The sequence below is a fragment of the Streptomyces sp. NPDC031111 genome (genome assembly GCF_055570675.1).
The window spans coordinates 26,311-50,995 of record NZ_JBVIGS010000016.1 but is presented as its reverse complement, the minus strand read 5'-3'; the positions used below and the strand labels follow the sequence as shown (position 1 = coordinate 50,995).

Genomic DNA, 24,685 nt, shown 5'->3' with positions numbered 1-24,685 from the left:
CCGTACAGAGAAGCCAGAGGGCTCCATGTCCACAGCCACTCCCGCCCGCGCGCCGCACACCGACGTCCCCACCGGGCGCGGGCCCGACGAGGGCCGTGTCGGCGCCGGCCTCTTCGACCCGAAGCAGCTGGTCAGGTCGCTGCCGGACGCCTTCCGCAAGCTCGATCCGCGGGCGCTGGTCAGGTCTCCCGTGATGTTCGTGGTGTGGATCGGGTCGGTGCTGACGACACTCTTCTCCCTCACGGACCCCGGCGACTGGTTCGGCTGGACGATCAGCGCCTGGCTGTGGCTGACCGTGCTCTTCGCCAACCTGGCGGAGGCGGTGGCCGAGGGCCGCGGCAAGGCGCAGGCCGACACCCTGCGCAAGGCCAAGACCGGAACGGTCGCGCGGCGGCTGCTCGAGGGCGGCTCCGAGGAGCAGGTTCCGGGCACCGACCTGAGGATCGGTGATCTGGTCGTCTGCGAGGCCGGCGACGTCATCCCCGGTGACGGCGACGTCGTCGAGGGCGTGGCCTCCGTCGACGAGTCGGCGATCACCGGTGAGTCCGCTCCGGTCATCCGTGAGTCCGGCGGCGATCGTTCGGCGGTCACCGGCGGCACGAAGGTCCTCTCCGACCGGATCGTCGTCAGGATCACGACGAAGCCCGGCGAGACCTTCATCGACCGGATGATCAACCTGGTCGAGGGCGCCGCCCGGCAGAAGACGCCGAACGAGATCGCGCTGAACATCCTGCTCGCCTCGCTGACGATCGTCTTCCTGCTCGCCTGCGCCACGCTGCCGTCGTTCGCGGACTACGCGGGCACGGAGCTGTCGATGGTCGTGCTGATCGCTCTACTGGTCTGTCTGATCCCGACCACGATCGGTGCCCTGCTCTCCGCGATCGGCATCGCGGGCATGGACCGCCTGGTCCAGCGCAACGTCCTCGCCATGTCGGGCCGTGCCGTCGAGGCCGCCGGGGACGTCTCCACACTGCTGCTGGACAAGACCGGCACCATCACCCTCGGCAACCGCCAGGCCGCCGAGTTCCTCCCGGTCGGCGGCACCACCGAGGCCGAGGTCGCGGACGCCGCGCACCTGTCGTCGCTGGCCGACGAGACGCCCGAGGGCCGCTCCGTCGTCGTGCTCGCCAAGGAGAGGTACGGGTTGCGCGAACGCCACCAGGGCGAACTGGTGGGCGCCGAGTGGATCGAGTTCACCGCCCGGAGCCGGATGTCCGGTGTGGACGTCGACGGGCGCAAGGTCCGCAAGGGCGCGGCGGGTTCGGTCGTCGCCTGGGTCGAGGAGCGGGGCGGCACGGTCGCCGAGGACGCCGACGGGATCGTCCACCGGATCTCCGCGGCGGGCGGCACTCCGCTGCTGATCGCCGTCGAGGACGACCGGGGTGCGCGCGTCCTGGGTGTCGTCCACCTCAAGGACGTCGTCAAGCACGGCATGCGCGAGCGGTTCGAGGAACTGCGCCGCATGGGCATCAGGACCGTCATGATCACGGGTGACAACCCGCTGACCGCCAAAGCGATCGCCGAGGAGGCGGGCGTCGACGACTTCCTCGCGGAGGCCACTCCCGAGGACAAGATGGCCCTCATCAAGCGGGAGCAGGCGGGCGGCAAGCTCGTCGCGATGACCGGTGACGGCACCAACGACGCCCCGGCCCTCGCGCAGGCGGACGTCGGCGTGGCGATGAACACGGGTACGTCGGCCGCCAAGGAGGCCGGCAACATGGTCGACCTCGACTCCAACCCGACCAAGCTGATCGAGATCGTCGAGATCGGCAAGCAACTCCTCATCACCCGGGGCGCGTTGACCACGTTCTCCATCGCCAACGACGTGGCGAAGTACTTCGCGATCATCCCGGCGCTGTTCGCGACCGTGTACCCGGGCCTGGACACGCTCAACATCATGGGCCTGTCCTCGCCCGACTCCGCGATCCTGTCCGCGGTGATCTTCAACGCGTTGATCATCGTCGCGCTGGTGCCCCTGTCCCTGAAGGGTGTGCGGTACCGGCCGGTCAGTGCCGACCGGCTGTTGCGCCGCAACCTCACCGTGTACGGGCTCGGCGGTCTGATCGCCCCCTTCATCGGCATCAAGCTCATCGACCTGCTCATCTCCCTCGTCCCCGGGCTGTAATTCTTCGAAGGCGTAGTGACGGACATGAACAACTCCCTCTTGAACACAACCCGGTTGCTGGGCGCGGGCCTGCGCGCGCTGCTGGTGCTGACCGTGCTCACCGGCCTCACCTACCCGCTGGCCGTCACAGGTGTGGCGCAGGCACTGTTCCACGACAAGGCCAACGGCTCCGAGATCACGTACGACGGCAAGGTCGTCGGCTCCTCGCTGATCGGCCAACAGGGCTACGGCCCGGACCACTTCCAGCCCCGGCCCGCCAACGGTCTGGGCGAGAACACCGTCAACACCCAGTACCGGCTGATCCTCTCCGGCGCCACCAACCGTTCCGGCGACAACCCGGAACTCGTCGAGTGGGTGAAGGAGGCGAAGGCGAAGGTCGTGAAGGACAACTCCGTGCCCGGATACACGGTCAGGGCCTCCCAGGTCCCCGCCGACGCGGTCACCTCCTCCGGCTCGGGCCTCGACCCGAACATCTCGCCCGAGTACGCCGAGCTCCAGGTCCACCGGGTCGCCCAGCGGAACGGCGTGCCCGTCGCCGAGATCCGCGAGCTCGTCGACGAACACGTCGAGGGCCGGACCCTCGGCTTCTTGGGCGAGCCCCGGGTGAACGTCCTGGAGCTCAACATCGCCCTCGAGGAACTCGTGGCGAAGAGCTGACATGGCACGTGGCACGTTGCGCATCCACCTCGGCGCGGCACCCGGTGTCGGCAAGACGTACGCGATGCTCTCGGAGGCGCACCGCCGTGTCGAGCGCGGCACCGACTGCGTGGTCGCCGTCGTCGAGCACCACGACCGGCCGCGCACCGAGGTGATGCTGCACGGTCTGGAGCAGGTGCCGCGCAGGGAGATCGAGTACCGGGGCACGGTCTTCACCGAGATGGACGTGGACGCCGTCCTGCGGCGTGCCCCGGCCGTCGCCCTCGTCGACGAACTCGCCCACACCAATGTGCCGGGTTCCCGCAACGCCAAGCGCTGGCAGGACGTGGAGCAGCTGCTCGCCGCGGGCATCGACGTGATCACGACCGTGAACATCCAGCACCTGGAGTCGCTCGGGGACGTCGTGGAGTCGATCACCGGGGTGCGGCAGCGGGAGACCGTACCGGACGAGGTGGTGCGGCGGGCCGACCAGATCGAGCTGGTCGACATGTCCCCGCAGGCGCTGCGCCGCCGCATGGCGCACGGCAACATATACAAGCCGGACAAGGTGGACGCGGCCCTGGCCAACTACTTCCGTCCCGGCAACCTCACCGCCTTGCGCGAACTCGCGCTGCTGTGGGTGGCCGACCGGGTCGACGCGTACCTGACCGAATACCGCAGGGAGCACGAGGTCTCGGCGATATGGGGTTCGCGGGAGCGGATCGTGGTCGGTCTGACCGGTGGGCCCGAGGGGCGCACCCTGCTCCGGCGGGCGGCGCGGCTGGCCGAGAAGGGTGCCGGCGGTGAGCTGCTCGCCGTCTACATCTCCCGCAGCGACGGCCTCACCGCCGCCTCGCCCAAGGAGCTGGCCGAGCAGCGCACCCTCGCGGAGGACCTCGGTGGCACCTTCCACCACGTCGTCGGCGACGACATCCCCGCCGCCCTCCTCGATTTCGCCCGGGGAGTGAACGCCACCCAGATCGTCCTCGGCGTCTCACGCCGCGGAAGCCGGCAGTACGTCCTCGGGCCGGGAGTCGGCGCGACGGTCGCCCGCGAGTCCGGTCCGGACCTCGACGTCCACCTCGTCACCCACGCCGAGGCGGGCAAGGGCCGGGGACTGCCGGTGGCGCGCGGGGCACGTCTCGGACGCTCCCGGGTGATCGGCGGCTGGCTGGCCGGCGTGCTCGGCCCCGCCCTGCTCACCTCGCTCCTCACGAACGCCGCTCCGGACGTCGGCCTCGCCAACGACATGCTGCTGTTCCTCACCCTGACCGTGGCGGCGGCCCTGCTGGGCGGACTCCTCCCGGCGCTGGCCTCCGCGGTGGTCGGCTCGCTGCTGCTGAACTGGTACTTCACCCCGCCCGTCCACACCCTGACGATCGCCGATCCGCAGAACATCGTCGCCATCGGGGTCTTCGTCGCGGTCGCCGTGTCGGTGGCCTCGGTGGTGGACCTCGCGGCCCGGCGCACCCACCAGGCGGCCAGGCTGCGCGCCGAGTCGGAGATCCTCTCCTTCCTGGCGGGCAGCGTCCTGCGCGGCGAGACCGGTCTGGACGCGCTCCTGGAGCGGGTGCGGGAGACCTTCGGCATGGAGTCGGTGGCTCTCCTGGAGCGGACCGGCGAGACGGACCCCTGGACCTGCGCCGGCAGCGTGGGAGCCCTGCCCGCCGAGATCCCCGAGGACGCGGACGTCGACGTCCCCGTCGGTGACAACCTGGCCCTGGCCCTGCGCGGCAGGGTGCTGCCGGCCGCCGACCGCCGCGTGCTGGCCGCGTTCGCCGCTCAGGCCGCCGTCGTCCTCGACCGCCGGCGCCTCCAGCGCGAGGTCGACCGGGCCAAGGAGCTGGCCGAGGGCGACCGGATACGGACCGCGCTGCTCGCCGCCGTCAGTCACGACCTGCGCACCCCGCTCGCCGGCATCAAGGCGGCCGTGTCCTCGCTGCGCTCCGACGACGTGGCGTGGTCCGAGGAGGACCGGGCGGAACTGCTGGAGGCGATCGAGGAGGGCGCGGACCGGCTCGACCACCTGGTCGGCAACCTGCTCGACATGTCCCGTCTCCGGACCGGCACCGTCACCCCCGTCCTCCGCGAGACCGACCTCGACGAGGTCGTGCCCGTGGCACTCGGCGGAGTCCCCGAGGACAGCGTCGACCTGGACGTCCCCGAGACGCTGCCCATGGTCCACGTCGACCGGGGGCTGCTGGAGCGGGCCGTCGCCAACGTCGTGGAGAACGCCGTCACGTACAGCCCTCCGGGGGAGAGGGTCCTGGTGGCCGCGAGCGCCGTCGCGGACCGCGTGGAGCTGCGGGTCGTCGACCGTGGGCCCGGTGTGCCGGACGAGGCCAAGGGCCGGATCTTCGAGCCGTTCCAGCGGTACGGCGACTCGCCCCGCGGGGCCGGCGTCGGCCTCGGCCTGGCGGTCGCCCGGGGCTTCGTCGAGGCCATCGGCGGCACGCTCGACGCCGAGGACACGCCCGGCGGCGGTCTGACGATGGTGCTCGCCCTCCGGACGGCGCCGCGGCGGCGCGCGGAGCGGCCGGACCCGCCGACAGTGAGGACCTGAGGCGCCCGGCCGTCAGTCGCGGGAGAATCGGGTGTACGGGGCGCAGTGTTGGTTAGGGTGACAAGTCGAAGGCCCGCGTGGGCCAAGTCGACGCAGCGGGGGGCTCGTTGATGGGGAGTTGGCGCCGGTACGAGTCCGGGCCGGCGGGCGGTGGCGGCGGGTGACCGGACGACCGGCGCGCCCGGTGCTGCCCCCACAACTACGTGCGGGGCTCGGGGTGATCGCGGCCCTGGCCGCGTTGGTGGCCGTCGCGCTCGGCGCCCTGTACGCCGGCCACGGCGAGCCCGGGGGAGTGGACGGATGGGCCCGGCCGCCCGTGGACGGTGTGGGGCCGCCGTGGCGGGACGCCGCCCTGGCCACGGACTTCCTGGGGGAGCCCGTCGGAGCGGCGCTGCTGGTCGGGGCCGCCGTGACGGGCTGTCTGCTGCTTCGGCGGCCTCGCGCGGCGGTGTTCGTCGTCGTCGGCACCGGCACGAGCGTGGGGGCGACGAAGCTGCTCAAGCCCTTGGTGGGCCGCACCATCCACGAGGGGAGCCTGTCCTACCCGAGCGGGCACACCGCCTTCCTCACGGCGTTCGCCCTCGTGGTCGCGCTCGTCGTGACCGGTCTGCTCGGCCTCGGCAGGACGGCCGGCACGCTGCTCGCGCTCACCGCGGCCCTGGCGGCCGGTGCCGCCATGGGCTGGGCGCAGGTGGTCCTCTCCGCGCACTACCTGACGGACACCCTCGGCGGCGCGTGCACCGCGATGGCGGTGGTACCGGCGACCGCGTGGCTGGTCGACCGGGTGGCCGACCGGACGGCCGACCGGGAGGCCCGCCCGATGGCCGGCGCCGGTCGGCGGTAGCGTTCCTGTCGCACCGTCACGCCAGGCGGCGGAACACGGGCTTCACCGGTCGTCCGCCCAGCCACGGGGTGGGATCGGCGGCGTCCAGCGCCTTCCGGTACACCGCGCACGCCTGGGCCACCACGTCGATCGTCCGGTCGATGTCGGCGTCGCTGAGCGCGCCGCTCACCACGAACGACGGGGCCAGCACCCCGCCCGCGAGGAGCCGGCGCAGGAACAGGGTGCGGTACTTCTGCGAGGGCCGCCCGTTCTCGTCGAGGGTGGCGAAGACCAGGTTGCTGGCCCGGCCCCGGACGACGACGTGGTCGCCGACGCCCATGCCGGCCGCGGCCTCCCGGACCCCGGCGGCCAGCCGCTCGCCGAGCGCGTGCAGCCGCGCCGTGACGCCCTCCTCGACGTAGGTGGTCTGCACGGCCATCGCGGCGGCCAGCGAGTGCGTCTCCGCGCCGTGCGTGGTGGACAGCAGGAACACCCGGTCGCCGGAGTGACGCAGCCCGCCCCGCTCCATCAGCTCGCGGCGCCCGGCCAGCGCGGAGACGGCGAACCCGTTGCCCAGCGCCTTGCCGAACGTGGAGAGGTCGGGGACGACGCCGTACAGGCCCTGGGCGCCCGCCTCGGACCAGCGGAAGCCGGTGATCATCTCGTCGAAGACCAGTACGCAGCCGTGCCGGTCGGCCAGCTCGCGCAGGCCGGCGAGGTATCCGGGGGGCGGTTCGGTGTGGGTGGCGGGTTCGAGGATCAGACAGGCGATCTCGTCCTCGTGCCGGGTGAGCAGTTCCTCTGTGGCGGCCAGGTCGCCGTAGGGGAACGCCACCGTGAGTTCGTTGGTCGTCGCCGGAATGCCGGCGGACATCGGTGTGGTGCCGATGAACCAGTCGTCGACGGAGAAGAACGGATGGTCGGCGCAGACGGCGACCCGCGGGCGCCCGGTGGCGGCGCGGGCGAGGCGCACCGCGGCCGTGGTGGCGTCGGAGCCGTTCTTCGCGAACTTCACCATCTCGGCCGTCGGAACCGTGGCCAGGAAGCGTTCCGCGGCCTCGACTTCGATGACGGACGGCCGGACGAAGTTGCTCCCGCGGTCGAGTTCCCGCCGCACCGCCTCGGTCACGCGTGGGTGGGCGTGGCCGAGGCTGACCGATCGCAGGCCGGAGCCGTACTCGATGTAGCGGTTGCCGTCGACGTCCCACACGTGGGCGCCGCGGCCGTGGCTGATGACCGGGGCCAGGTTCTCGGGGTACTGGTCGTCGCCCTTGGCGTAGGTGTGCGCGCCGCCGGGGATCAGGGCGTGCAGTCGCTCGTTCGCCTGCCGCGAGCGGGGCAGCGAGAGGTCTTCGGTGTCCACGGCGTCCTCAACTCTCCCTGCTCTTCAGGACTTCGGCCAGGCTCGGCGCCTCCCGGTCCCGCCGGGACGTCGAGGTGACCGGCAGCGGCCAGTCGATGGCGAGCTCCGGGTCGTCGAAGGCGATCGTCACGTCCTCGGCCGGATCGTGCGGGCGGTCGATCCGGTACGAGGTGTCGGCGGTCTCCGTCAGCGCCTGGAAGCCGTGCGCGCACCCCGCCGGGATGTACACGGTCGCCTGGGTCTCGCCGGACAGTTCGAAGGAGGTCCACGAGCGGTACGTCGGCGAGTCCGGCCGCAGGTCCACGACGACGTCGAAGATCCTCCCGTACGAGCAGCGCACCAGCTTGGCCTCGCCGGCGCCGGAGCGCAGATGCAGTCCGCGCAGCACGCCCCGGACCGAGCGGGACACGCTGTCCTGGACGAAGGCGTCCGGGTCGAGGCCCACCGAGCGGACCACGTCGGCGTCGAAGGTGCGGCAGAAGAAGCCGCGCTCGTCGGCGTACGGCGTCGGCTCGAACAGGTATGCGCCGGCGATCTGCGGCACTTCGGTCGCTTTCATGGAGCCTCCTGGCGTGCGTGGGCGTGGTCGGTCGCCGGGAACAGGGCCTTCGTCAGGGCCGTGAACTGGTCTTCGAGGCGCCGAGCGGCGTCCCGGTTCCGCTCGGCGAGGATCCGCCGCAGCTCCGCCGAGTGCTTCTCCAGCGCCCGGAACTGCTCGAGCAGCCGGTCGGCGTCGACCTCGCGAGCCGGGTGGCAGTACGCGTCCAGGCCCATCCCGGCCATGAGCGCGTCGCTCTTCGCCGCATAGCTGAGTGCGAGCGTCGGTGTGCCGGCCTTCAGCGCGCAGACCAGGTTGTGGTACCGGGTCGCCACCACGGTGTCGGCGGCCGCCGTCTCCTTCATCAGATCGGCCAGCGAAGTCGCCTCGGCGGCGGTGACCAGCGGCGAGTCCACCGCGTCGAGGATCGCGGCGACCACCGTCCCGTCGACCTCGTCGCCGGTGAGCAGCCGGACCCGCCTGCCGTCCTCGACCAGCGCGCGGACGAAGCGCGTCGTCCCGTCGAGGTAGCGCCGGTGGATCTCCTCGGCCCGGGCGCGGTCGTCGTTGCCGCCGTGGAAGGCCATGACACCGACGCAGACGGTGCCCGCGGCCTCGGTGGCCGCGGGTGCCGGCAGGGCGAACGCCAGGTCCGGGTGGACCTCGTCGCGCGTGGTGTCCACGCCCATCGCCCGCATCGCGTCGCGGGACAGGGTGTCCCGGTAGGACCGGTAGGCGGCCAGCCGCGCCGACCAGCGCACCAGGGCCCGGGTCGGCCGGTCGCGGATCGTGTCCGCGCCGACGCCGACCAGCGCGACCCGGGTGCCGAACAGCCGACCGGTCGCGCAGAGCAGGAACAGCGAGTACGGGAAGCCCCACGGCCGCAGCGGCAGGGTGGCCTCCAGGACGCCCATGCCCGGCACGATCACCACGTCGTGCCGGCGCACCCAGGCGGCGGTGCGGACGACGTCGACGAGTTTGCCCAGCCCCTTCGCCGCGACCGAGCCCGCACGCGACGCGGTCCGGTACTCCCCGCGGTACCAGTGCAGCCGCGTCGCGGGGATCCCGTACCGGCGCTCGACGACCTCGGGTCCGCCGCACAGCGCGTCGACGGCCGCCTCCGGGTGGTCCGCGCGGAGGTACCCGAGCACCGCCTCGAGCGACCCGTCGTTGCCGAGGTTGCCGGAGCCGAGCAGGCCGAACACCCCGACGCGGACAGCGGTCACGCCTGCCTCCCCTCGCGGCCGGCGACGAGGGCGTCGACGGAGACACTGAGCCGGGCCGGGTCGACCGGGGCGCGGTCCTCGACCCGCTCGCCGGCGCCCGGCCGGGCGCGGCTGGCCATCCAGGCGGCCAGGTGGCGGTAGCAGGCGCGCCGGTCGGCCGGGGACAGGGGCGCCCGCCGGATCGCCGCCACGAAGCCCCAGACGTACTCGGCGAGCAGCCGGGGCGTCGGGTGCAGCGGGCCCGCCCGGCGCGGGTCCAGGTTGACGCACCGGGAGCGCTTGGACGGGTTCGCCCGCTCGGCGCGGGTGGGGTGGTCGCGGCGGAAGTACAGCAGTTCCGGCACCTGGTGGAAGGGTCCGTGGAGGCCGATCTCGGCGACGAACGTGCGGTCCGCGTGGTGGTAGCTGTCGTGCGGCTTCACCCTGCGCAGCACGTCGGCCCGCATCACCCCGTAGAAGTCGTCGCCGCCGGGCTCGAACAGCATGCTGCGGAAACGCACCGGCGCGTGCGGCGAGTCGGTGGCGAGCGTGTACTCGTACGGGACCTTCACCCGGCCGTCTTCGTCGATGACCGCCTGGTCTGCGTGGGCGAGGATCACGTTTGGCCGCTCGTCCAGCGCCTCCACGCAGCGCCGCAGCAGGTCGCGGGCGTACAGGTCGTCGTGCGAGGCCCACTTGAACAGCTCGCCGCGGCACTCGGTGAACACGTAGTTGTGGTTCGGCGCGGCACCGATGTTGCGGGGCAGCCGGACGTACCGGATGCGCGAGTCCTGCGCGGCGTACTTCCGGCAGATGTCCTGGGTCCCGTCCGTCGAGGCGTTGTCCGAGATGACCAGTTCGAAGTCCTCGTAGGTCTGGCCGAGCAGGGCGTCGAGCGACTCGGCCAGGTACTCCTCGCCGTTGTACACGGGCAGGCCGATGCTCAGCCGGGGCTGGGGGGTCATGGCGTCCTCACTTCGCGGATGGTGTTCTGGTGGTGCTCGCGCAGGGCGGACCGCAGGTGCAGCCACCACACGGCCGAGCCGCAGACGGTCGCGGCGGCGACGCCCCAGGCCGAGCCGACCGTGCCGGCCACGGCCGCCCCGCCGAGGCCGCCGCCGACGTAGCAGGCGGAGGCGAACAGTTGGGCGCGCAGGCTGCGCGGGGCCGCGCCGAGGGCGCGCAGTCCGGCCGCCGCGCCGGTACCGAGGCCGGCGCCCGCGACGCCGAGCGTGACCGGCACGATGAGTTCCGCGGCGCCGCTCCAGACGCCGCCGAGCACGAGCTCGCCGGCCCCGTCCGGCACCAGCAGCAGTGCCCCGCCCCAGAGCAGCGCGGCGACGGCCTGCCCCCCGCCCAGCAGCAGGCAGAACGCGCCGACGCGGTGCGGGGCCTGCCGCAGCACCCGGGCCGTCTCCGCGACGGTGACCAGGGACAGCCCCATCAGCACGGCCATGAACGGGCCGAGCAGGAGTTCGGCGCCCCGGATCACCCCCACCGCGCCGACCCCGACGATCACGCCGAGCCCGTATGCCCGCAGCTGGCCCGCGCCGCTGTTGCTGACGTTCTCGACCAGGTACCGGTAACCGAGGTCGCGGTGCTCGCGCACCCACGCGCGGGCCCGGGCCGGCCGGGGCCGGATGCCGGACTGGAGGCAGCCGTACACCGCGGCCACCGCCGCGGACCCGCCCCAGGCGAGCACGAAGGCGGCCACGCTGCCCACGCGGGCCGCCACCAGCAGGGCCGGGACGAGCGCGACGCCCCACACGAGGTCGTTGACGAACGCCTTCCGCCCGGCGCCGGCGGCGAAGAACGCGAACCGCCACGCGTCCTGGAGCAGCAGCCCCGGCAGTACGACACCGAGGCAGACGAACGCGGAACCGACCTGGCCGCCGACAGCCAGCCCCGCCGCCACGGACGCCGCGCCGAGTGCGGCACCGGCGCCGAGCGCGGCACCGGACGACCGGGCCACCGCCCCGCGCCAGGACGCGTCCGGCACGCCGCTGAAGCGCACCACGAGCGGGTCGGTGGCCAGCCCGCGGGAGACGTTGAGCACCACGCCGTAGGTCACCCAGGCGAGGCTGAACACGCCGAACGCGGTGACCCCCAGCGAGCGGGCCACATAGACGCCCACCGCGAAGTTGCTGATGCTGGACGCCGCCTGGTCGGCCAGCCCCCAGGACAGCCGCCCGAGGACGGCCCGCCCGGCGGCCGAGGCTCTCGGCCTCGTCTTCTCCCCCTCGGTGGTCATCTGCGTCATGCCTTGATCAGCCCGGCCCCGCGCAGGGCGTCGGCCGCGGCGGCGACGGTGTCGAACGGCAGCCCGGACCGCTCGGCGACGTCCAGCAGACTGTGCTCTCCGTCGGAGAGGTTGAGCACCCAGAGCATGGCCATCTGGGCCTGCTTGGTGTCGCTGCGGCCGCCGAGCGCGTCGTACAGCCCCCTTCGGCCCAACTGCGGTTCGCCGTAAGGGCTCAGGTTGACGTACCGCCGGTTGCGGTCGAGGACCGCGAACGCCTCGCGGCAGACCGCGAGGGTGTCCGCCATCGCCTCCGGGGAGACGAAGTCCAGGTTGTCCGCCGAGGTGTGGTACTCGGGATAGCCCGCGTACGGGGTCCGGGTGAGCGAGCCCACGCCGAGGTCGAACCCGGGCGAGCAGTACTGCCGCTCGTCGTAGCCGTACGGCGTGAACTCGGCGACGCGGTGCGGGCGTTCGGAGGCGGCCAGTACATGCCGCATCACCCGGTCGATCTCCGCGTCGCCACGCCTGCTCCGCTTGTACGTCAACGAGCCCCGGTCGCCCGCGCAGGCCAGCACCAGACCGTGCTTGACCCGCTCGACCCTCTCCGCGTTGCGCGCCAGCCAGGTGATCGCCCCGATGGTGCCCGGCGCGAAGATGAACCGGTAGGTGTAGTACGGCGTTTGCCGGGCCAGCTCCCGGGCCAGGAACGTCGCCACCGCCACGCCGGCCATGTTGTCGTTGGCCAGCGACGGGTGGCAGACGTGACAGGAGACGATCACCTCGTCCGGGACCTGCCCGGGGACCACGTGCTCGGCGTAGGTGAGGTGGCCGTCCGCGAGTGTGGAGTCGACGCACACCTCGTACTCGCCGTCCGGCAGCGCGTCCAGGGTCTCCTGGGCCAGGCAGAACCCCCACTCCGGCTTGTAGTAGCTGGTGCGGTACGGCACCCAGGACGGGTGCTCCGGCAGGGTGTGCAGATGCGCGCGGAGCTCGGACAGGGGCATGGTCCTCGACACCGGCACGCTGTAGCCCAGCACGTGCAGACTGGACGCGGCGAAGTCGACGACCCGGCGGCCGGCGGAGTCCGCGATGTACGCGTCCCGGATGTTCCACTCCTGCGGCACCGTCCAGTCCAGCACCTGCGTCCCGGTCGGCACCTCGTGCCTGTGCAGCGGGATGTACTCGCCGACGATGTCCAGGGTGGCGCGCACACCGTCGCCGGTGATGCTCCGGCACAGCGGGTACAGCCGCTCCACCAGCGAGTACATCTCCTCGCCGACCGTGGTCACCGGCGCCACCGCAGGGTGTCGTCGACATTGCCGGCGTCGGACGCCGCGCGCAGCACGGCCAGCCGGGTGAAGCGCCGCTCGAAGTCCTCCCGGGTCAGACCGTGTCGCCGGTAGGCGTCGGCGAGTTCGAGCGCGCCCTGCTTCACCGTCCACTCGCAGTCGAAGCCGGGGATCGCGGCACGGAACCGGGAGAAGTCCACCCGGTACGAACGGGGGTCGGCACCGGTCTCCCCGGTGATCACCACCTTCGATCCCGACACCGCCGCGGCGACCTGCTCGGCGATCTCGGCGACCGTGACGTTGTTGATCTCGCTGCCGATGTTGAAGGCCCGGTCGTGCACCGCCTCCCGCGGCGCGACCAGCGCGGCCGAGAAGGCCCGTGCGATGTCGGCGGCGTGCACCAGCGGGCGCCACGGGGTGCCGTCGGAGAGCACGAGCACCTCGCCGGACAGCAGCGCGTGACCCACCAGGTTGTTCAGCACGATGTCGGCACGCAGCCGGGGCGAGAAGCCGAAGGCGGTGGCGTTGCGCATGTACACCGGGGTGAAGTCGCCGTCCGCCAGGGCGTGCAGATCGTCCTCGACGCGCACCTTGGACTCGGCGTACGGCGTCACCGGGCGCAGCGGGGCGTCCTCGGTCACCAGGTCGTCGCCGCCAGCGGCACCGTAGACCGAGCAGGTCGACGCGTACAGGAAGCGCCGCACGCCGGCGTCGCGGGCCAGCCGGGCCAGGCGTACGGACGCGTGGTGGTTGATGTCGTAGGTGAGTTCCGGCGCCAGCGATCCCAGCGGGTCGTTGGAGAGCGCGGCCAGGTGGATCACGGCGTCGACCCCGGCCACGTGGTCCGCGGTGACGTCGCGCAGGTCCACCCGGTGCCCCGACGGGTCGGCGGGCGTCGGGCCCAGCACGCAGTCGGAGAACAGGCCGGAGTCGAGCCCGACGACCTCGTGCCCGGCGGCGGCGAGGACCGGGGCCATCACGGTGCCCAGGTAGCCCAGGTGTCCGGTCAGCAGTACGCGCAAGGTTCATTCCCCCAGGTCGAGAGTGAGTTTGGTGACGGCGAACGCCTCGGCGTAGCGCTCGTGGCATTCGATTCCGCGGATCCGCGCGAGACCGAGGAATGCCTCCCGGTCGTACCAGGGCCGGTGCCGCTGCGAGGGGTAGTGCTCCTGGAGCAGCCGCACCTTCCGTTCGGCGATCTCCGGTGACAGCGGCTGGTACGCGGTCGGACGGCCGAGGTCGCCGTCCCACTTGACGATCTCGTAGCCGAGCACGAGGTGGTCGCGGAACGCCGTGGGGATCAGTCGCGCCAGGCCGCGGTGGTCCTGGTGCGCGTCGTCGGTGCGCGGCGCCAGCACGAGATCCGGATCGGTCCGCTCGCGCAGTTCCTCGACCGCGGACTTGGCCTCCTCCCAGTGCGCGGGGAGCCGGCCGTCCGGCAGCTTGTGCACGGTCAGCCGCAGATCGGCGCCCGGACAGAACGCGGTGAGCGCGGCCCGCTCCTCCTGCTCGCGTTCACCGCCGCCGCCGGAGAGCACCAGCGCGTCGACGCGGACACCCGGCCGCGCGAGGCACAGCGTCAGCAGCGTGCCGCCGGCGCCGATGGCGATGTCGTCGCAGTGCGCGCCCACCGCGACGATCCTCCCCGGGCGCCCCGCCCCGAGCCGGATCACGCGCTCACCCCCGCGCCGTCCCGCTCCCACACGGCCCACGGGCGCTCGCCCCGGGCGTAGGCGGCGTCCAGCGCGGCCCGTTCCTTCACGGTGTCGGTGGGCTTCCAGAAGCCGCGGTGCTGGTGCGCCACCAGCCGTCCGCGCTTGGCCAGTTGGGCGCAACCGTCGGCGACCAGGTCCCCGTTCTCCGGTATGTGGTCGAAGACCTCCTGGCGGAGCACGAAGTAGCCGCCGTTCTCCCACAGCGGCATGTCGCTCACCGCGGTGATGCCGCCCACCAGTCCGTCCTCGCCCAGGTCCACGCAGTGGAACGAGGACTGCGGCGGCACCACCATCATCGAGGCGCCGGCGTCGCGCCGGGCGAAGTTCTCGATCATCTCCGGCAGCGGGGCGTCGGTGAGCACGTCCGCGTAGTTGGCGAGGAACATCTCGTCGCCGTCCAGATGGTGCCGCACCCGGCGCAGCCGCTCCCCGATCGGTGACTCGATGCCGGTCTGCGCGAACGTGATCGTCCAGTCCGAGATGTCGGTGGACAGCAGCTCGGTCCGCCCGCCCCGCAGCACGAAGTCGTTGGACGTCGTCTCCTCGTAGGTGAGGAAGAAGTTCTTGATGTGGTGGGCGCCGTAGCCGAGGCACAGGATGAACTCCTTGTGCCCGAAGTGCGCGTAGTAGCGCATGACGTGCCAGATCAGCGGTCGCGGCCCGACCATCGCCATCGGCTTGGGCACGTCGTCCGCGGCGCCGCTCCGCATCCGCATTCCGTAACCGCCGCAGAACAGGACGACCTTCATCGCTTGACCTCGACAATGCTCAGTTCCGGGATGGGGAAGACCAGGCGGCCACCCCACTCGTGCACGTAGGAGAGCTGCTCGACCAGCTCGGTCCGCAGGTTCCACGGGAGGACGAGGACGTAGTCCGGTTTGTCGGCGGCGATCCGCTCGGGCGGCAGGATCGGGATGCGGGTGCCCGGGGTGAACCTGCCGTGCTTGTAGGGGTTGCGGTCGACCGTGTACGCGAGCAGGTCGGGCCTGATGCCACAGTGGTTGAGCAGGGTGTTGCCCTTGCCGGGGGCGCCGTAGCCGACGACGGTCTCGCCGCGCTCGGCCGCCCCGATGAGGAACTTGAGGAGGTCCCGGCGCACCTTGGCCACCCGGTCGGAGAACTCGGTGTACCCGGACAGGTCCTGGAGCCCGGCGGCCTTCTCCCGGTCCAGCACCTCGGCCACCCGCCGGGTCGGCTCGCCGGCCACCTCGGCGGGCCGGGCCCACAGCCGGATGGAGCCGCCGTGCGTCGGCAGCAGCTCGACGTCCACGAGGGCGAGTCCGCCGCTCGCGAGGGCTCGGATCGCGGACGCGACCGTGTAGTACTGGAAGTGCTCGTGGTAGATCGTGTCGTACTGGTTCCGCTCGATCAGGGTCAGCAGGTGCTGCACCTCGATGGAGACCCAGCCGTCGTCGGCGACCAGGGCGCGCAGGCCCTGGGTGAACCCGACGACGTCGGGGATGTGCGCGTACACGTTGTTGGCCACGACCAGGTCCGCCGGGCCGTGCTCGGCGCGGACGGCCGAGCCGGTGTCCGGGCTCAGGAACTCCGTGAGCGTCGGTACACCCGCGTCCCGCGCCGCGGCGCCGACGTTCACCGACGGCTCGATGCCGAGGCAGCGGATCCCCCGGTCCACCACGTGCTTCAGCAGATACCCGTCGTTGCTCGCGACCTCGACCACGAAGCCGTCGGCGCCGAGACCCACCCGCTGGACGGCGTCGGCGACGAACGTGCGCGCGTGCTCCACCCACGAGGTCGAGTACGAGGAGAAGTACGCGTACTCCTTGAACGTCTCCTCCGGGGTGATCAGCGGAGGTATCTGCGCCAGCCGGCAGTCGGTGCAGACCCGCAGGTGCAGCGGGTACGCCGGCTCCGGCAGGTCCAGTTGGTCCGCGGCGAGAAAGCTCTCACACGGCGGTGTCGCCCCCAGATCGACGACGCTCGCCAGCGTCTCCGAGCCGCAGAGTCGGCATCGTGTCATCTCCTGCCCCCCATTCGTTCCGACCGACCCGCGATCGCGGAGCGGTACTCCTCCACCAGGCGCTCCAGCCCGACGGCCGGGCTGAAGTCCTGCTCGTAACGGCGCCGGGCCGCCCGGCCCATCTCCCGGTTGCGGGCCGGATCGGCCGTGATCCGGCGGATGCCGGACCCGAGCGAGGCGGGATCGCCCGGCCGGTGCAGCAGCCCGGTCACCCCGTCCTCGACGAGTTCGACGAAGGCGCCGTGACCGGCGGCGACGGACGGGACCCCCGCCGCCATCGCCTCCACGACCACCAGGCCGAACGTCTCCATGGACACCGAGGGAGCCACCACGGCGACCGACCGCGCGACGGCCTGCCGGACCTGCGCCGGGTCGTACAGACCGACGTACCGCACGTCGTCCCGGCCCGCCGCCCACGCGGTCACCTCCCCCTCCAGTGGCCCCGCGCCGGCGAGCACGAGCGGCACGCCCACCCCGCCGTCCGCGGCGAGCTCGTCCCAGGCGGCCATGAGCAGCCGCACGCCCTTGGCGTCCGCGAGCCGGCCGAGGAAGAGCAACTGCTCGCCGTCGCCCTCCCGGAAGGACCCCGGGTCGGGCACGAAGTTGTGCTTCACCGCCAGCAGTTCGGCCGGCATGCCGGACCGCACCAGGACATCGCGCTGCGCCGCCGAGATGCAGAAGAACCGCTCCACGCCGGACCACCACCGCCGCCGGTTGACCGACAGGCTGACCGCGAGCGGTACCGTCGCCAGCCGGGAGTTCCGGTAGCAGCCGTGCCGGACGGCGGGCAGCGACGCCTTCGTCCCGACGCACTCGGTGCACAGCCGGCCGTCCCGGTGCAGCGTGCCGGGCGGGCAGACCTGGGTGTAGTTGTGCAGCGTGGCGACGACGGGCACCCCGGCGTCCGCGCAGGCCGCCAGTACCGCGGGCGACAGCAGCGGGAAGACGTTGTGGACGTGCACCACGTCCGGCCGCTCGGTACGCAGCAGGGCGGTGAGCTCCGTGCGGACCGCCGGGTTCCACGGCACCAGGAGCGGCACCGCGGCCTTGCCCAGCAGGGACCGGGCGGCGATGTCGTCGCTGCGCCGCTCGAACACCTCGACCCGGTGGCCTGCCGCGCGCAGCAGCCCCACCTCCTGGTCGACGACCATGTTCTCCCCGCTCGGCTGCGCCGAGGAGTAGCGGTTGTGCACCACGAGGACGTGCATGCGTGAGGTCACCTCCGGTCCCGGGCCCAGCGCGGGACACGTCGTCGAGGAACTGCGGGCGTGGTGGGGGGCGCCGCCGCGGCGGGTGCCGCCAGCAGCGAGGCGGCCAGGGCCAGATGGAGCAGATACGGCGAGGCGTCGCCCAGCCCGGCCTCGGTGTACGACGAGATCGCGACATAGCTGATCAGGAAGATCGCGCAGGCCCTCGGCAGCGACGGCGGCCGCAGCAGCGCGACACCGCCCAGCACGACGACGAACGCCGCCACGACGGTGACGCCGGTCAGACCCTGCTCGTGGTAGACGGCCAGCCAGCTGTTGTCGATGGGCAGCCCGTCGAACGACTTGTCGCCGAGGCCCATGCCGAACAACGTCTCCGTGGTCGTCCGGGGTGCCGCCAGCAGGGCGTCCCAGACCTTGGCCCGGCCGGTGAGGCTGGTGAAGTTCTCCTCGGTCTGACCGCGCAGGAACCACGCCCGCAGCGCGGAGGCGAACCCCACCGCGGCCACCGTGGCGACGAGCACCGCCCAGGCGAAGAACTTGCGGGCGGCGGCGCTGGTCAGGACGAGCGAGCCGATCGCCAGCGCCAGCCCGACGAGCAGGCCCACCGTGGCCGTCCGGGTGTGGGTCATCGCGAGGACGACGAGGGAGGGCACGATGACCACCGCCGCACTCGCCCGGTCGGTCCGGCGGCCCATCAGGAGCAGCACCGTGAGCCCGGTGATCACCGCGGAGTACTGGCCGATCTGCGGCGGGGTCAACGGCCACAACGCGCCGACCAGCCGCCCGCCGTAGAGCTCGGGCATGGCCGCGCCCGGCGAGATGGCCAGGCCGGCCACCGCCGATCCGAGCACCGCGAAGTACATCCGGATGTGGTGCCGGACGAACGTCAGACCGCCGTCCCACCAGCGGGTGAGCAGCCACAGCGTGGCGACGAAGACCGTCAGCCGGGCGCAGCGGAACAGCGCGCCGGCCCCGGACTCCGGGTCCGCGCTGGAGATCACGCTCGGCACCAGCAGCAGGGTGAGCAGGAACACGAAGGCGCTGGCCCTGACGCGCAGGGGGCGATTGAGCACGAGTGCCAGCGCGAACGCGGCGACCAGCGCGCCCATGGTGACCAACTGGATGAGGGAGCGGGGCAGCGGGACGATGGTCTCCGCCCCCGTGGAGCCCAGCGTGTTGAGGCCCAGCAGCGCCCAGACGATCCCGACCGCCCTCGGTGTGCCGGCGGGCCGAGGTTCGGCGCCGGGCCGCTTGCCCGCCGTGTCCGGTCCGCCCGGCGGACCACCCCGCCCCAGGGTCCCGCCCATCTCAACCACCGGCCCGTGGGCGGAAGGTGCTGCCCTCGTCCTGCCGGTACGGCGTGTCCTGCCACTGCCCGGCGTCGAGCACCCGGCTCGGGTCCTGGACGACGAACTTCCAGGCGCCGAGGTAGGTGTTGTCGTGCCAGCGGTTGTGCTGTTCGAGGGTGATCGCCTCCGCCACCCCTGTGCCCTTGTACGGCGACCAGTCCGGGTAGGTGCCGTAGTTGGCCAGCACCGCCATGCGGTCGCACCTCGCCGTGCAGTCGACGACGGACTTGTCCAGCACGAAGCGGTTGTCGTGGATGTCCACCCGCTGGGTCTTCCACCGGCAGTCGGAGCGGAGTGGCGCGGTGGCGATCGCCGGCTGTGCGCAGCGGTCGGTGTCCTTCACCAGCAACGTGCAGTCGCCGGAGGAGGTGTTGGCCGGGCTGTTGCAGAACCGGTCGGCGTTCTCCCACAGGGTGATGCCGTTCCAGTTGTTCTCCAGCACGTTCCGGTGGACCTCGATCCTGTCCGTGCGCGCCGGCACCCGTGGCTCACCGCCGGCCTCGGACAGGTAGACGGTCGCGAACGGGAAGGGGTCGCCGCGCTCGGCGGACCCGCGGCCCTCGACCCAGTTGTTCCGCCGGATCAGGTTGTCCCGGATGACCGCGTTGTAACTGATCTCGTAGATCAGCGCGGCGCCGTCGTTGGCCTCGATCACGTTGTTCTCGATGCGGAAGTCGTTGTTGTTGGTGTCCGCCCACAACCCGGTCCCGCGGTTGTCGTGCACCCAGTTGCCGCGTACGTCCGCGCCGTCGACGGCCCAGAACTTGGCGCCCCCCGTGCAGCCGCAGCCCGGCTTGCGCTTCTCCCAGTCGTCCGTGTTGTTGTCCACGATCTCGTTGCCCTCGACCAGCAGGCCGCGGATGCCGTCGGCCTTGTAGGCGTTCAGGCCGTACTGACCGTTGCCGCGCAGGCAGTTGGCGCGGATCTGCTGGCGGTTGCCGGCCATCATCCCGGCACCCGAGTTGTACTGGATCCTCGCGTGCTCGATCACCCACCCGTCGGCCGAACCGTTGTTGACCACGCCCTCGTCGTGCGGAGCGACGAAGTGCTGCACCGTCAGGTGGCGGATGGTGACGTCGCGGGCGCTGCCGCCGAACGCGTACTGGTTGGTCTTCCGGCCGTCGAGCACCGCTCCCGGCGCGCCCAGGTAGCGGTTCCCCTCCTTGGGGATCACCTGGGCGTAGCGCGCCGGTTCGAGCCTGTGCTTGCCCGGCCGCAGCCAGAACGTGGTGTTCGGAGGGCTGCTCTCGGTCTTCGCGGCCAGGTCGCCGACCACCGCGGGGTCGACCGTCACCGCGCCCGCGGGCGCCTTCGCCGGCCCGGCCGCGGGCGCGGCGCACACCCGGGCCACAGGCGAGGACGGCGCACCGGACGTGGACGGTGAAGCGGTCGGCCCCGGCCGTGCGTCCGGCGTGCTCGTACAGCCGGTCGCCGCCAGCAGAGCCAGCGCCAGCGGTGCCGCCGGTAACGCCCGGTGCCGCCACTTGATCCCCACGCTTTCCCTTCCCCCTAGCCGTGGAACCCGAGCACGGTGGTGAACCCCTCCGCGCCGTCGGTGAAGCCGGTGCCCACCAGCGTCGTGGCGGGTTCCTTGCGCCCGAAGCCGGCGGAGTACCAGCCCAGCGGCGGGTCGCTCTCGCCGCGATGCGCCCGCCAGGACAGCTGTGCGGGAAGGTCGAGCACCGCGGAGCGGTCCGCGCCGTCCCGGGTCCAGGTGAGCCGTGCCCGGCTGCCCGTCAGGTCCGCGGTGATCGCCGGGCCGAGGTGGAACGCCAGGCGTACGGCCCGGCGCGGGCCGCCGCGCACCTCGTCGACGATCCTCAACTCCCCGCTCGCGGCCGTCAGCTCGACCTGGCGGCGGTGCACGGAGGGCCGGTAGCCGTCGTGCTCGGCACACCAGCGGGCCGTCCCCCCGTCGGCGGTGTCCGCGACCAGGACGCGGCTCTCGGCATGCCGGGTCCACAGGAACGGGCCGCCGGAGACGGACTGGTCGGCGCCGTCCAGTTGCAGGGTGTTGTGGCCGAGGGTCGACCGGAAGTACTGCCGCCACTCGGGCTGCCCGTGGTAGCAGAACGTCCCCGGGTCGGCGAGCACATCGACCCCGTCGTGCCGGACCTCCACGGACAGCGCGTCGGCGTGGCCGTGCGCGGCGATGGACAGGAATCCGTGCGGGCCGCCGTCGCAGCGGCACCAGATCTCCCCAGGGCCGCGCAGGATGGTGAGCCCCGCGTCGGCGAAGTGGCCCGGCCGGCTCTCCGGGCGGGTCACGGCCGGTTCGGTGTGCTTGACGAGCGCGGCCAGCAGCGGGGTGCGCACATCGGTGCCGGTCACCTCCGGCCACCAGCCGAGCCGGCCGAAGACGGCGTCCCCGGTGGCCAGCAGGGAGGCCCAGCGGTCGGTGCCCGCGCCGTCCACGACCAGACCGTGCCCGTCGTCCGCGTCGCCCTGGCGCGGCGGCCGCAGCCGGCCGTCCACGACGGCCGCGAGGGCGTCGGTCATCCGCAGCAGCACCAGCCGGACCGACGCGGGGACCGGCACGCCGGCGGCATCCGCCTCGGCCAGCGCGGCCAGGCCGAGCTCCAGCACCAGTCCGTGGTACTCGGTGGCCAGTTCGCGGTTGAGACCGGAGGGGAAGGTGTTGCCGCGCAGATGCCGCTCCAGCGACCGCAGCGCGTCGGCCCGCCAGTGCGCCGAGGAGGGGAACCACCCGAACGCGCAGGCCGCGGCGAACTGCCCGGCCGCCTCGGCGATGACGTGGTTGTTCGCCGAGGACCCCCGGCTGGGGAACGCGGCCAGCCAGCGCTGGTGGTGCCAGATCTGGTTCACCGCCACCGGGTTGCCCTCGAACAGCCCGGCCGCGCCCGGCCAGCCGTCGAGCAGCCGGCGGACCCACACCCACGACAGCAGCCGGATGCCCAGCTCGATGCCGCTGACCCAGTGCACGCCGAGCAGCGGGGGGTTGACCGCCCACCACGACCGCAGGTGCGCGGCCACGCGCTCGGCGTACCGCTCGTCCCCGGTGATCGCGTAGGCGGCGGCGAGCCGGGTGAGGTACTGGTGCCGGGACGGCTCCCAGATCTGCTTGATGTCCCCGACCGCGTCCTCGTTCCGGTACGGCACGTCGAAGGCGTAGCCCGCCGGGGCCCGGCGCCCGGTCTTCGGGTCGTACCACCAGTCCGGTTCGGCCAGGTCGTCGCGGACCACCCCGAAGTACTCGGCGTGCCCGTCCATCAGCCGGTCCGCCTCGGCGACGAGCCGCTTCGCGGCGTCCGGGGGGATCGCGTCGATCGTCCCGGCGGGCAGCACCGCCGTGAACCGGGCGCCGGGCACGCTCGGGCCCTGCGGCGGCCGCACCGACCGCCACCGGCGCCTGCGTACCGCGTCGCCCACCCGGCCGCCGACCTCCCGCGGCCCCATCCGGGACAGCCGCCGCAGGTACCAGCCCGCGCTCATGGTCATCGCGCCCCCGCCAGCGTCACCGGCGCGCCGGCGGCCAGACCGGTCCGCACGGCCAGGGTGGCCGACGTGGTGGCGACCAGCGACTGAAGCGGCACCGGCATTGGCCCGCCGGTCCGCACGGCCTTGACGAACGCGGCCAGTTCGGCGTTCTGGCCCTTGTCCCGGGCCTTGGGCAGCCGCGAACTCACCCACCGCTTACTGCCGTAGACCGAAGCCCGGACGAAGTCGTCGAGCCGCAGCGCGCGACCGTCCGCGACCAGGTCCACCGTCTCCTTGGGGAAGGCGGCCGGGCCGCTGGTGACGTAGCCGATGGTGGCGGTGGACCCGTCCGGGTAGCGCAGTACGACCTGGAGGTCCTCGTTGCCGGGCGTGGCGGTCGCGTACACCGAGACCGGGTCGGCGTCGAGCAGCCAGCTCGCCGTGTCGATGAAGTGCCCTCCCTCGCCGGCGAACCGCGAGCCCTCGGTGCCCTGTCGCAGGTACCAGCTGCCGTGGTCGAGCCGGCCCGCGTTGACGAGGTAGCGCAGGTTCGCCGGACCGCTCCGGGCGCCGAACCGCTGTTTGGCCTCCCGCAGCAGCGGCGCGAACCGGCGGTTGAAGCCCACCTGGAGCCGGTCGTTGCCGGACTCCTCGACCGCCGCGAGCACACTGGCCAGCTCGTCCTCGCTGAGGGCGAGCGGCTTTTCCACGAAGACCGCCTTGCCGGCCAGCAGCGCCTTTCGGGTCAGGTCGGCGTGCGAGCTGTGCCGGGTGACCACGAACACCGCGTCGACGGACTCGTCGCCGAGCACGGAGTCGAGATCGGTGGTCGCCTCGGCGAAGCCGAACTTGCGCTGCGCGTTGGCCGCGGACAGCGCCGTCGTGGTGACGACCGTGGACAACTCGACGCCGTCGCGCTGGGCCAGGTGCGGCAGCAGCATCGACGTCGCGTAGTTCCCCGCGCCGACGAACGCGAGCCGCACCGGCGTCCTGGCCGCCCGGACCGGTCTCGGCTTCGCACTCACGGCGGGCACCGCGACCGAGGGGGCGGCATCCTCCGCTTCCCCCGCCTGCTCGGGGTACCGGAACAGCACGGCCACGGCCTTCAAGTCACCGTCCTTCAGGCGCCCGTACGTCTCGACGGCGTCGTCGAAGTCGGCGACGTGGGAGACCAGGGGCTCCACGTCGACGCTGCCGCGGGCGAGGAGATCGAGGAAGCACGCCAGGTTGCGGCGCTCGGTCCAGCGGACGTAGCCGATCGGGTAGTCCCGCCCCTCCAGCTCGTACTCCGGGTCGTAGCGCCCGGGGCCGTAACTGCGGGAGAACCGGACGTCGAGTTCCTTCTCGTAGTACGCGTTCCACGGCAGGTCCAGCCGGCACTTGCCGATGTCGACGACCCGGCCGCGGTCCCGGCTCAGCTTGGCGGCCAGTTCGACGGGCTGGTTGCTGCCACCGCCGGCGGCCAGATACACCTGGTCCACCCCATGGCCGTCGGTGAGCTCGGCGACGGCGGTCTCCACGGCCGCGGACGCCGGATCCCCGCAGGCCGCGGCGCCCAGGCGCTCGGCGAGCTCGCAGCGCGCCGGGTCGGGGTCGGCGCCGACGACGCGGACCCCCGAGGCGGCGAGCAGCTGCACGACCAACTGCCCGATCAGGCCGAGGCCGATGACCAGCGCCACTTCGCCGAGCTGTGACTCGCCCTGGCGGACGCCCTGCAAAGCGATCGACCCGACGGTGCCGAAGGCCGCGTGCCGCGGTGCGAGGCCCTCGGGCACCCGGGCGTAGAGGTTCTTCGGCACCCAGTTCAGCTCGGCGTGCAGCGCGTGCTCGTTGCCGGCGCAGGCCACGAGGTCGCCGACCTTCACATCGTCGATCCCGGCGCCGACCTGCTCGACCACCCCGCACAGCGAGTAGCCCAGCGGCGTGTAGGAGTCCAGCTTGCCCATCACCTTGCGGTAGGTGGCGGGCACCCCGTTCGTGGCCACGCTCTGCATCACCTTGGCCACCTGGTCCGGCCGGGAGCGGGCCTTGCCCAGCATCGACATGCCGGCCTCGGACACCTTCATCAGCTCGGTCCCGGTGGAGATCAGCGAGTAGGCGCTGCGGACCAGCACACCGCCCGGCTTGCACCCCGGCACCGGCACGTCGAGCACCGCCAGCTCGCCGCTCTTGTAGTTCTGTACAACCTGCTTCACCCGAACTCCTCTGAA

General features: G+C 72.5%; 19 protein-coding genes. 4 read left to right on the top strand and 15 right to left on the bottom strand.

Going from position 1 to position 24,685, the window contains the following annotated elements:
* Nucleotides 1–25 precede the first annotated feature (25 nt).
* The 4 genes from kdpB to ACZ470_RS28770 all read left to right on the top strand — a co-directional run bounded on the left by kdpB (nt 26) and on the right by ACZ470_RS28770 (nt 6,168).
* Nucleotides 26–2,125 carry a potassium-transporting ATPase subunit KdpB gene (gene kdpB, locus ACZ470_RS28785; protein ID WP_468431867.1) on the top strand — a complete coding sequence of 700 codons (2,100 nt, stop codon included), beginning with the start codon at nt 26–28 and terminating at the stop codon, nt 2,123–2,125.
* Between the two features lie 24 nt (nt 2,126–2,149).
* Nucleotides 2,150–2,782, top strand: a complete 633-nt coding sequence (locus ACZ470_RS28780; RefSeq protein WP_468431865.1) for a potassium-transporting ATPase subunit C — start codon at nt 2,150–2,152, stop codon at nt 2,780–2,782.
* A 1-nt stretch (nt 2,783) separates the two neighbouring features.
* Nucleotides 2,784–5,324, top strand: a complete 2,541-nt coding sequence (locus tag ACZ470_RS28775; RefSeq protein ID WP_468431863.1) for a DUF4118 domain-containing protein — start codon at nt 2,784–2,786, stop codon at nt 5,322–5,324.
* Between the two features lie 160 nt (nt 5,325–5,484).
* Nucleotides 5,485–6,168: a phosphatase PAP2 family protein gene (locus ACZ470_RS28770; RefSeq protein ID WP_468431862.1), complete on the top strand. Its 684-nt coding sequence runs from the start codon at nt 5,485–5,487 to the stop codon at nt 6,166–6,168.
* Between the two features lie 16 nt (nt 6,169–6,184).
* On the opposite strand, the gene ACZ470_RS28765 is transcribed toward ACZ470_RS28770, so the two are convergent.
* Genes ACZ470_RS28765 through ACZ470_RS28695 form a run of 15 tightly spaced genes read right to left on the bottom strand, consistent with a single transcriptional unit; the run spans nt 6,185 to nt 24,670 of the window.
* Nucleotides 6,185–7,510 carry a glutamate-1-semialdehyde 2,1-aminomutase gene (locus ACZ470_RS28765; RefSeq protein ID WP_468431860.1) on the bottom strand — a complete coding sequence of 442 codons (1,326 nt, stop codon included), beginning with the start codon at nt 7,508–7,510 and terminating at the stop codon, nt 6,185–6,187.
* Nucleotides 7,511–7,517: 7 nt separating this feature from the next.
* The gene (gene rfbC, locus ACZ470_RS28760) at nt 7,518–8,069 is read right to left on the bottom strand and encodes a dTDP-4-dehydrorhamnose 3,5-epimerase (RefSeq protein ID WP_468431858.1); all 552 of its coding nucleotides are present in this window, start codon (nt 8,067–8,069) and stop codon (nt 7,518–7,520) included.
* Nucleotides 8,066–9,274 carry a polysaccharide pyruvyl transferase family protein gene (locus ACZ470_RS28755; RefSeq protein WP_468431857.1) on the bottom strand — a complete coding sequence of 403 codons (1,209 nt, stop codon included), beginning with the start codon at nt 9,272–9,274 and terminating at the stop codon, nt 8,066–8,068. The genes rfbC and ACZ470_RS28755 overlap by 4 nt, the downstream gene beginning before the upstream one ends.
* Nucleotides 9,271–10,218 (bottom strand): glycosyltransferase family 2 protein, encoded by a 948-nt coding sequence (locus ACZ470_RS28750; RefSeq protein ID WP_468431855.1) that lies wholly within the window; start codon nt 10,216–10,218, stop codon nt 9,271–9,273. The genes ACZ470_RS28755 and ACZ470_RS28750 overlap by 4 nt, the downstream gene beginning before the upstream one ends.
* Nucleotides 10,215–11,504, bottom strand: coding sequence for a hypothetical protein (locus ACZ470_RS28745; protein ID WP_468432079.1), 1,290 nt, complete (start codon nt 11,502–11,504; stop codon nt 10,215–10,217). Before ACZ470_RS28745 ends, ACZ470_RS28750 begins: the two co-directional genes overlap by 4 nt.
* A 5-nt stretch (nt 11,505–11,509) precedes the next feature.
* Entirely contained in the window at nt 11,510–12,793 is a 1,284-nt protein-coding gene (locus ACZ470_RS28740) for a DUF4910 domain-containing protein (RefSeq protein WP_468431854.1), read from the bottom strand.
* Entirely contained in the window at nt 12,781–13,806 is a 1,026-nt protein-coding gene (locus ACZ470_RS28735; RefSeq protein WP_468431852.1) for an NAD-dependent epimerase/dehydratase family protein, read from the bottom strand. The genes ACZ470_RS28740 and ACZ470_RS28735 overlap by 13 nt, the downstream gene beginning before the upstream one ends.
* A 3-nt stretch (nt 13,807–13,809) precedes the next feature.
* Entirely contained in the window at nt 13,810–14,457 is a 648-nt protein-coding gene (locus ACZ470_RS28730; protein WP_468431851.1) for a PIG-L deacetylase family protein, read from the bottom strand.
* Nucleotides 14,454–15,248 carry a glycosyltransferase family protein gene (locus tag ACZ470_RS28725; protein WP_468431850.1) on the bottom strand — a complete coding sequence of 265 codons (795 nt, stop codon included), beginning with the start codon at nt 15,246–15,248 and terminating at the stop codon, nt 14,454–14,456. The genes ACZ470_RS28730 and ACZ470_RS28725 overlap by 4 nt, the downstream gene beginning before the upstream one ends.
* On the bottom strand, nt 15,245–16,480 hold the full coding sequence (locus ACZ470_RS28720; protein WP_468431848.1) for a class I SAM-dependent methyltransferase: 1,236 nt from the start codon (nt 16,478–16,480) through the stop codon (nt 15,245–15,247). Before ACZ470_RS28720 ends, ACZ470_RS28725 begins: the two co-directional genes overlap by 4 nt.
* Entirely contained in the window at nt 16,477–17,688 is a 1,212-nt protein-coding gene (locus ACZ470_RS28715; RefSeq protein ID WP_468431846.1) for a glycosyltransferase family 4 protein, read from the bottom strand. The genes ACZ470_RS28720 and ACZ470_RS28715 overlap by 4 nt, the downstream gene beginning before the upstream one ends.
* Nucleotides 17,689–17,696: 8 nt before the next feature.
* Entirely contained in the window at nt 17,697–18,995 is a 1,299-nt protein-coding gene (locus ACZ470_RS28710; protein WP_468431844.1) for an O-antigen ligase domain-containing protein, read from the bottom strand.
* Between the two features lies 1 nt (nt 18,996).
* Nucleotides 18,997–20,532 (bottom strand): right-handed parallel beta-helix repeat-containing protein, encoded by a 1,536-nt coding sequence (locus ACZ470_RS28705; RefSeq protein ID WP_468431843.1) that lies wholly within the window; start codon nt 20,530–20,532, stop codon nt 18,997–18,999.
* A gap of 14 nt (nt 20,533–20,546) precedes the next feature.
* Entirely contained in the window at nt 20,547–22,496 is a 1,950-nt protein-coding gene (locus ACZ470_RS28700; protein ID WP_468431841.1) for an alginate lyase family protein, read from the bottom strand.
* Nucleotides 22,493–24,670, bottom strand: a complete 2,178-nt coding sequence (locus tag ACZ470_RS28695; protein ID WP_468431839.1) for a bi-domain-containing oxidoreductase — start codon at nt 24,668–24,670, stop codon at nt 22,493–22,495. Before ACZ470_RS28695 ends, ACZ470_RS28700 begins: the two co-directional genes overlap by 4 nt.
* Nucleotides 24,671–24,685 lie beyond the last annotated feature (15 nt).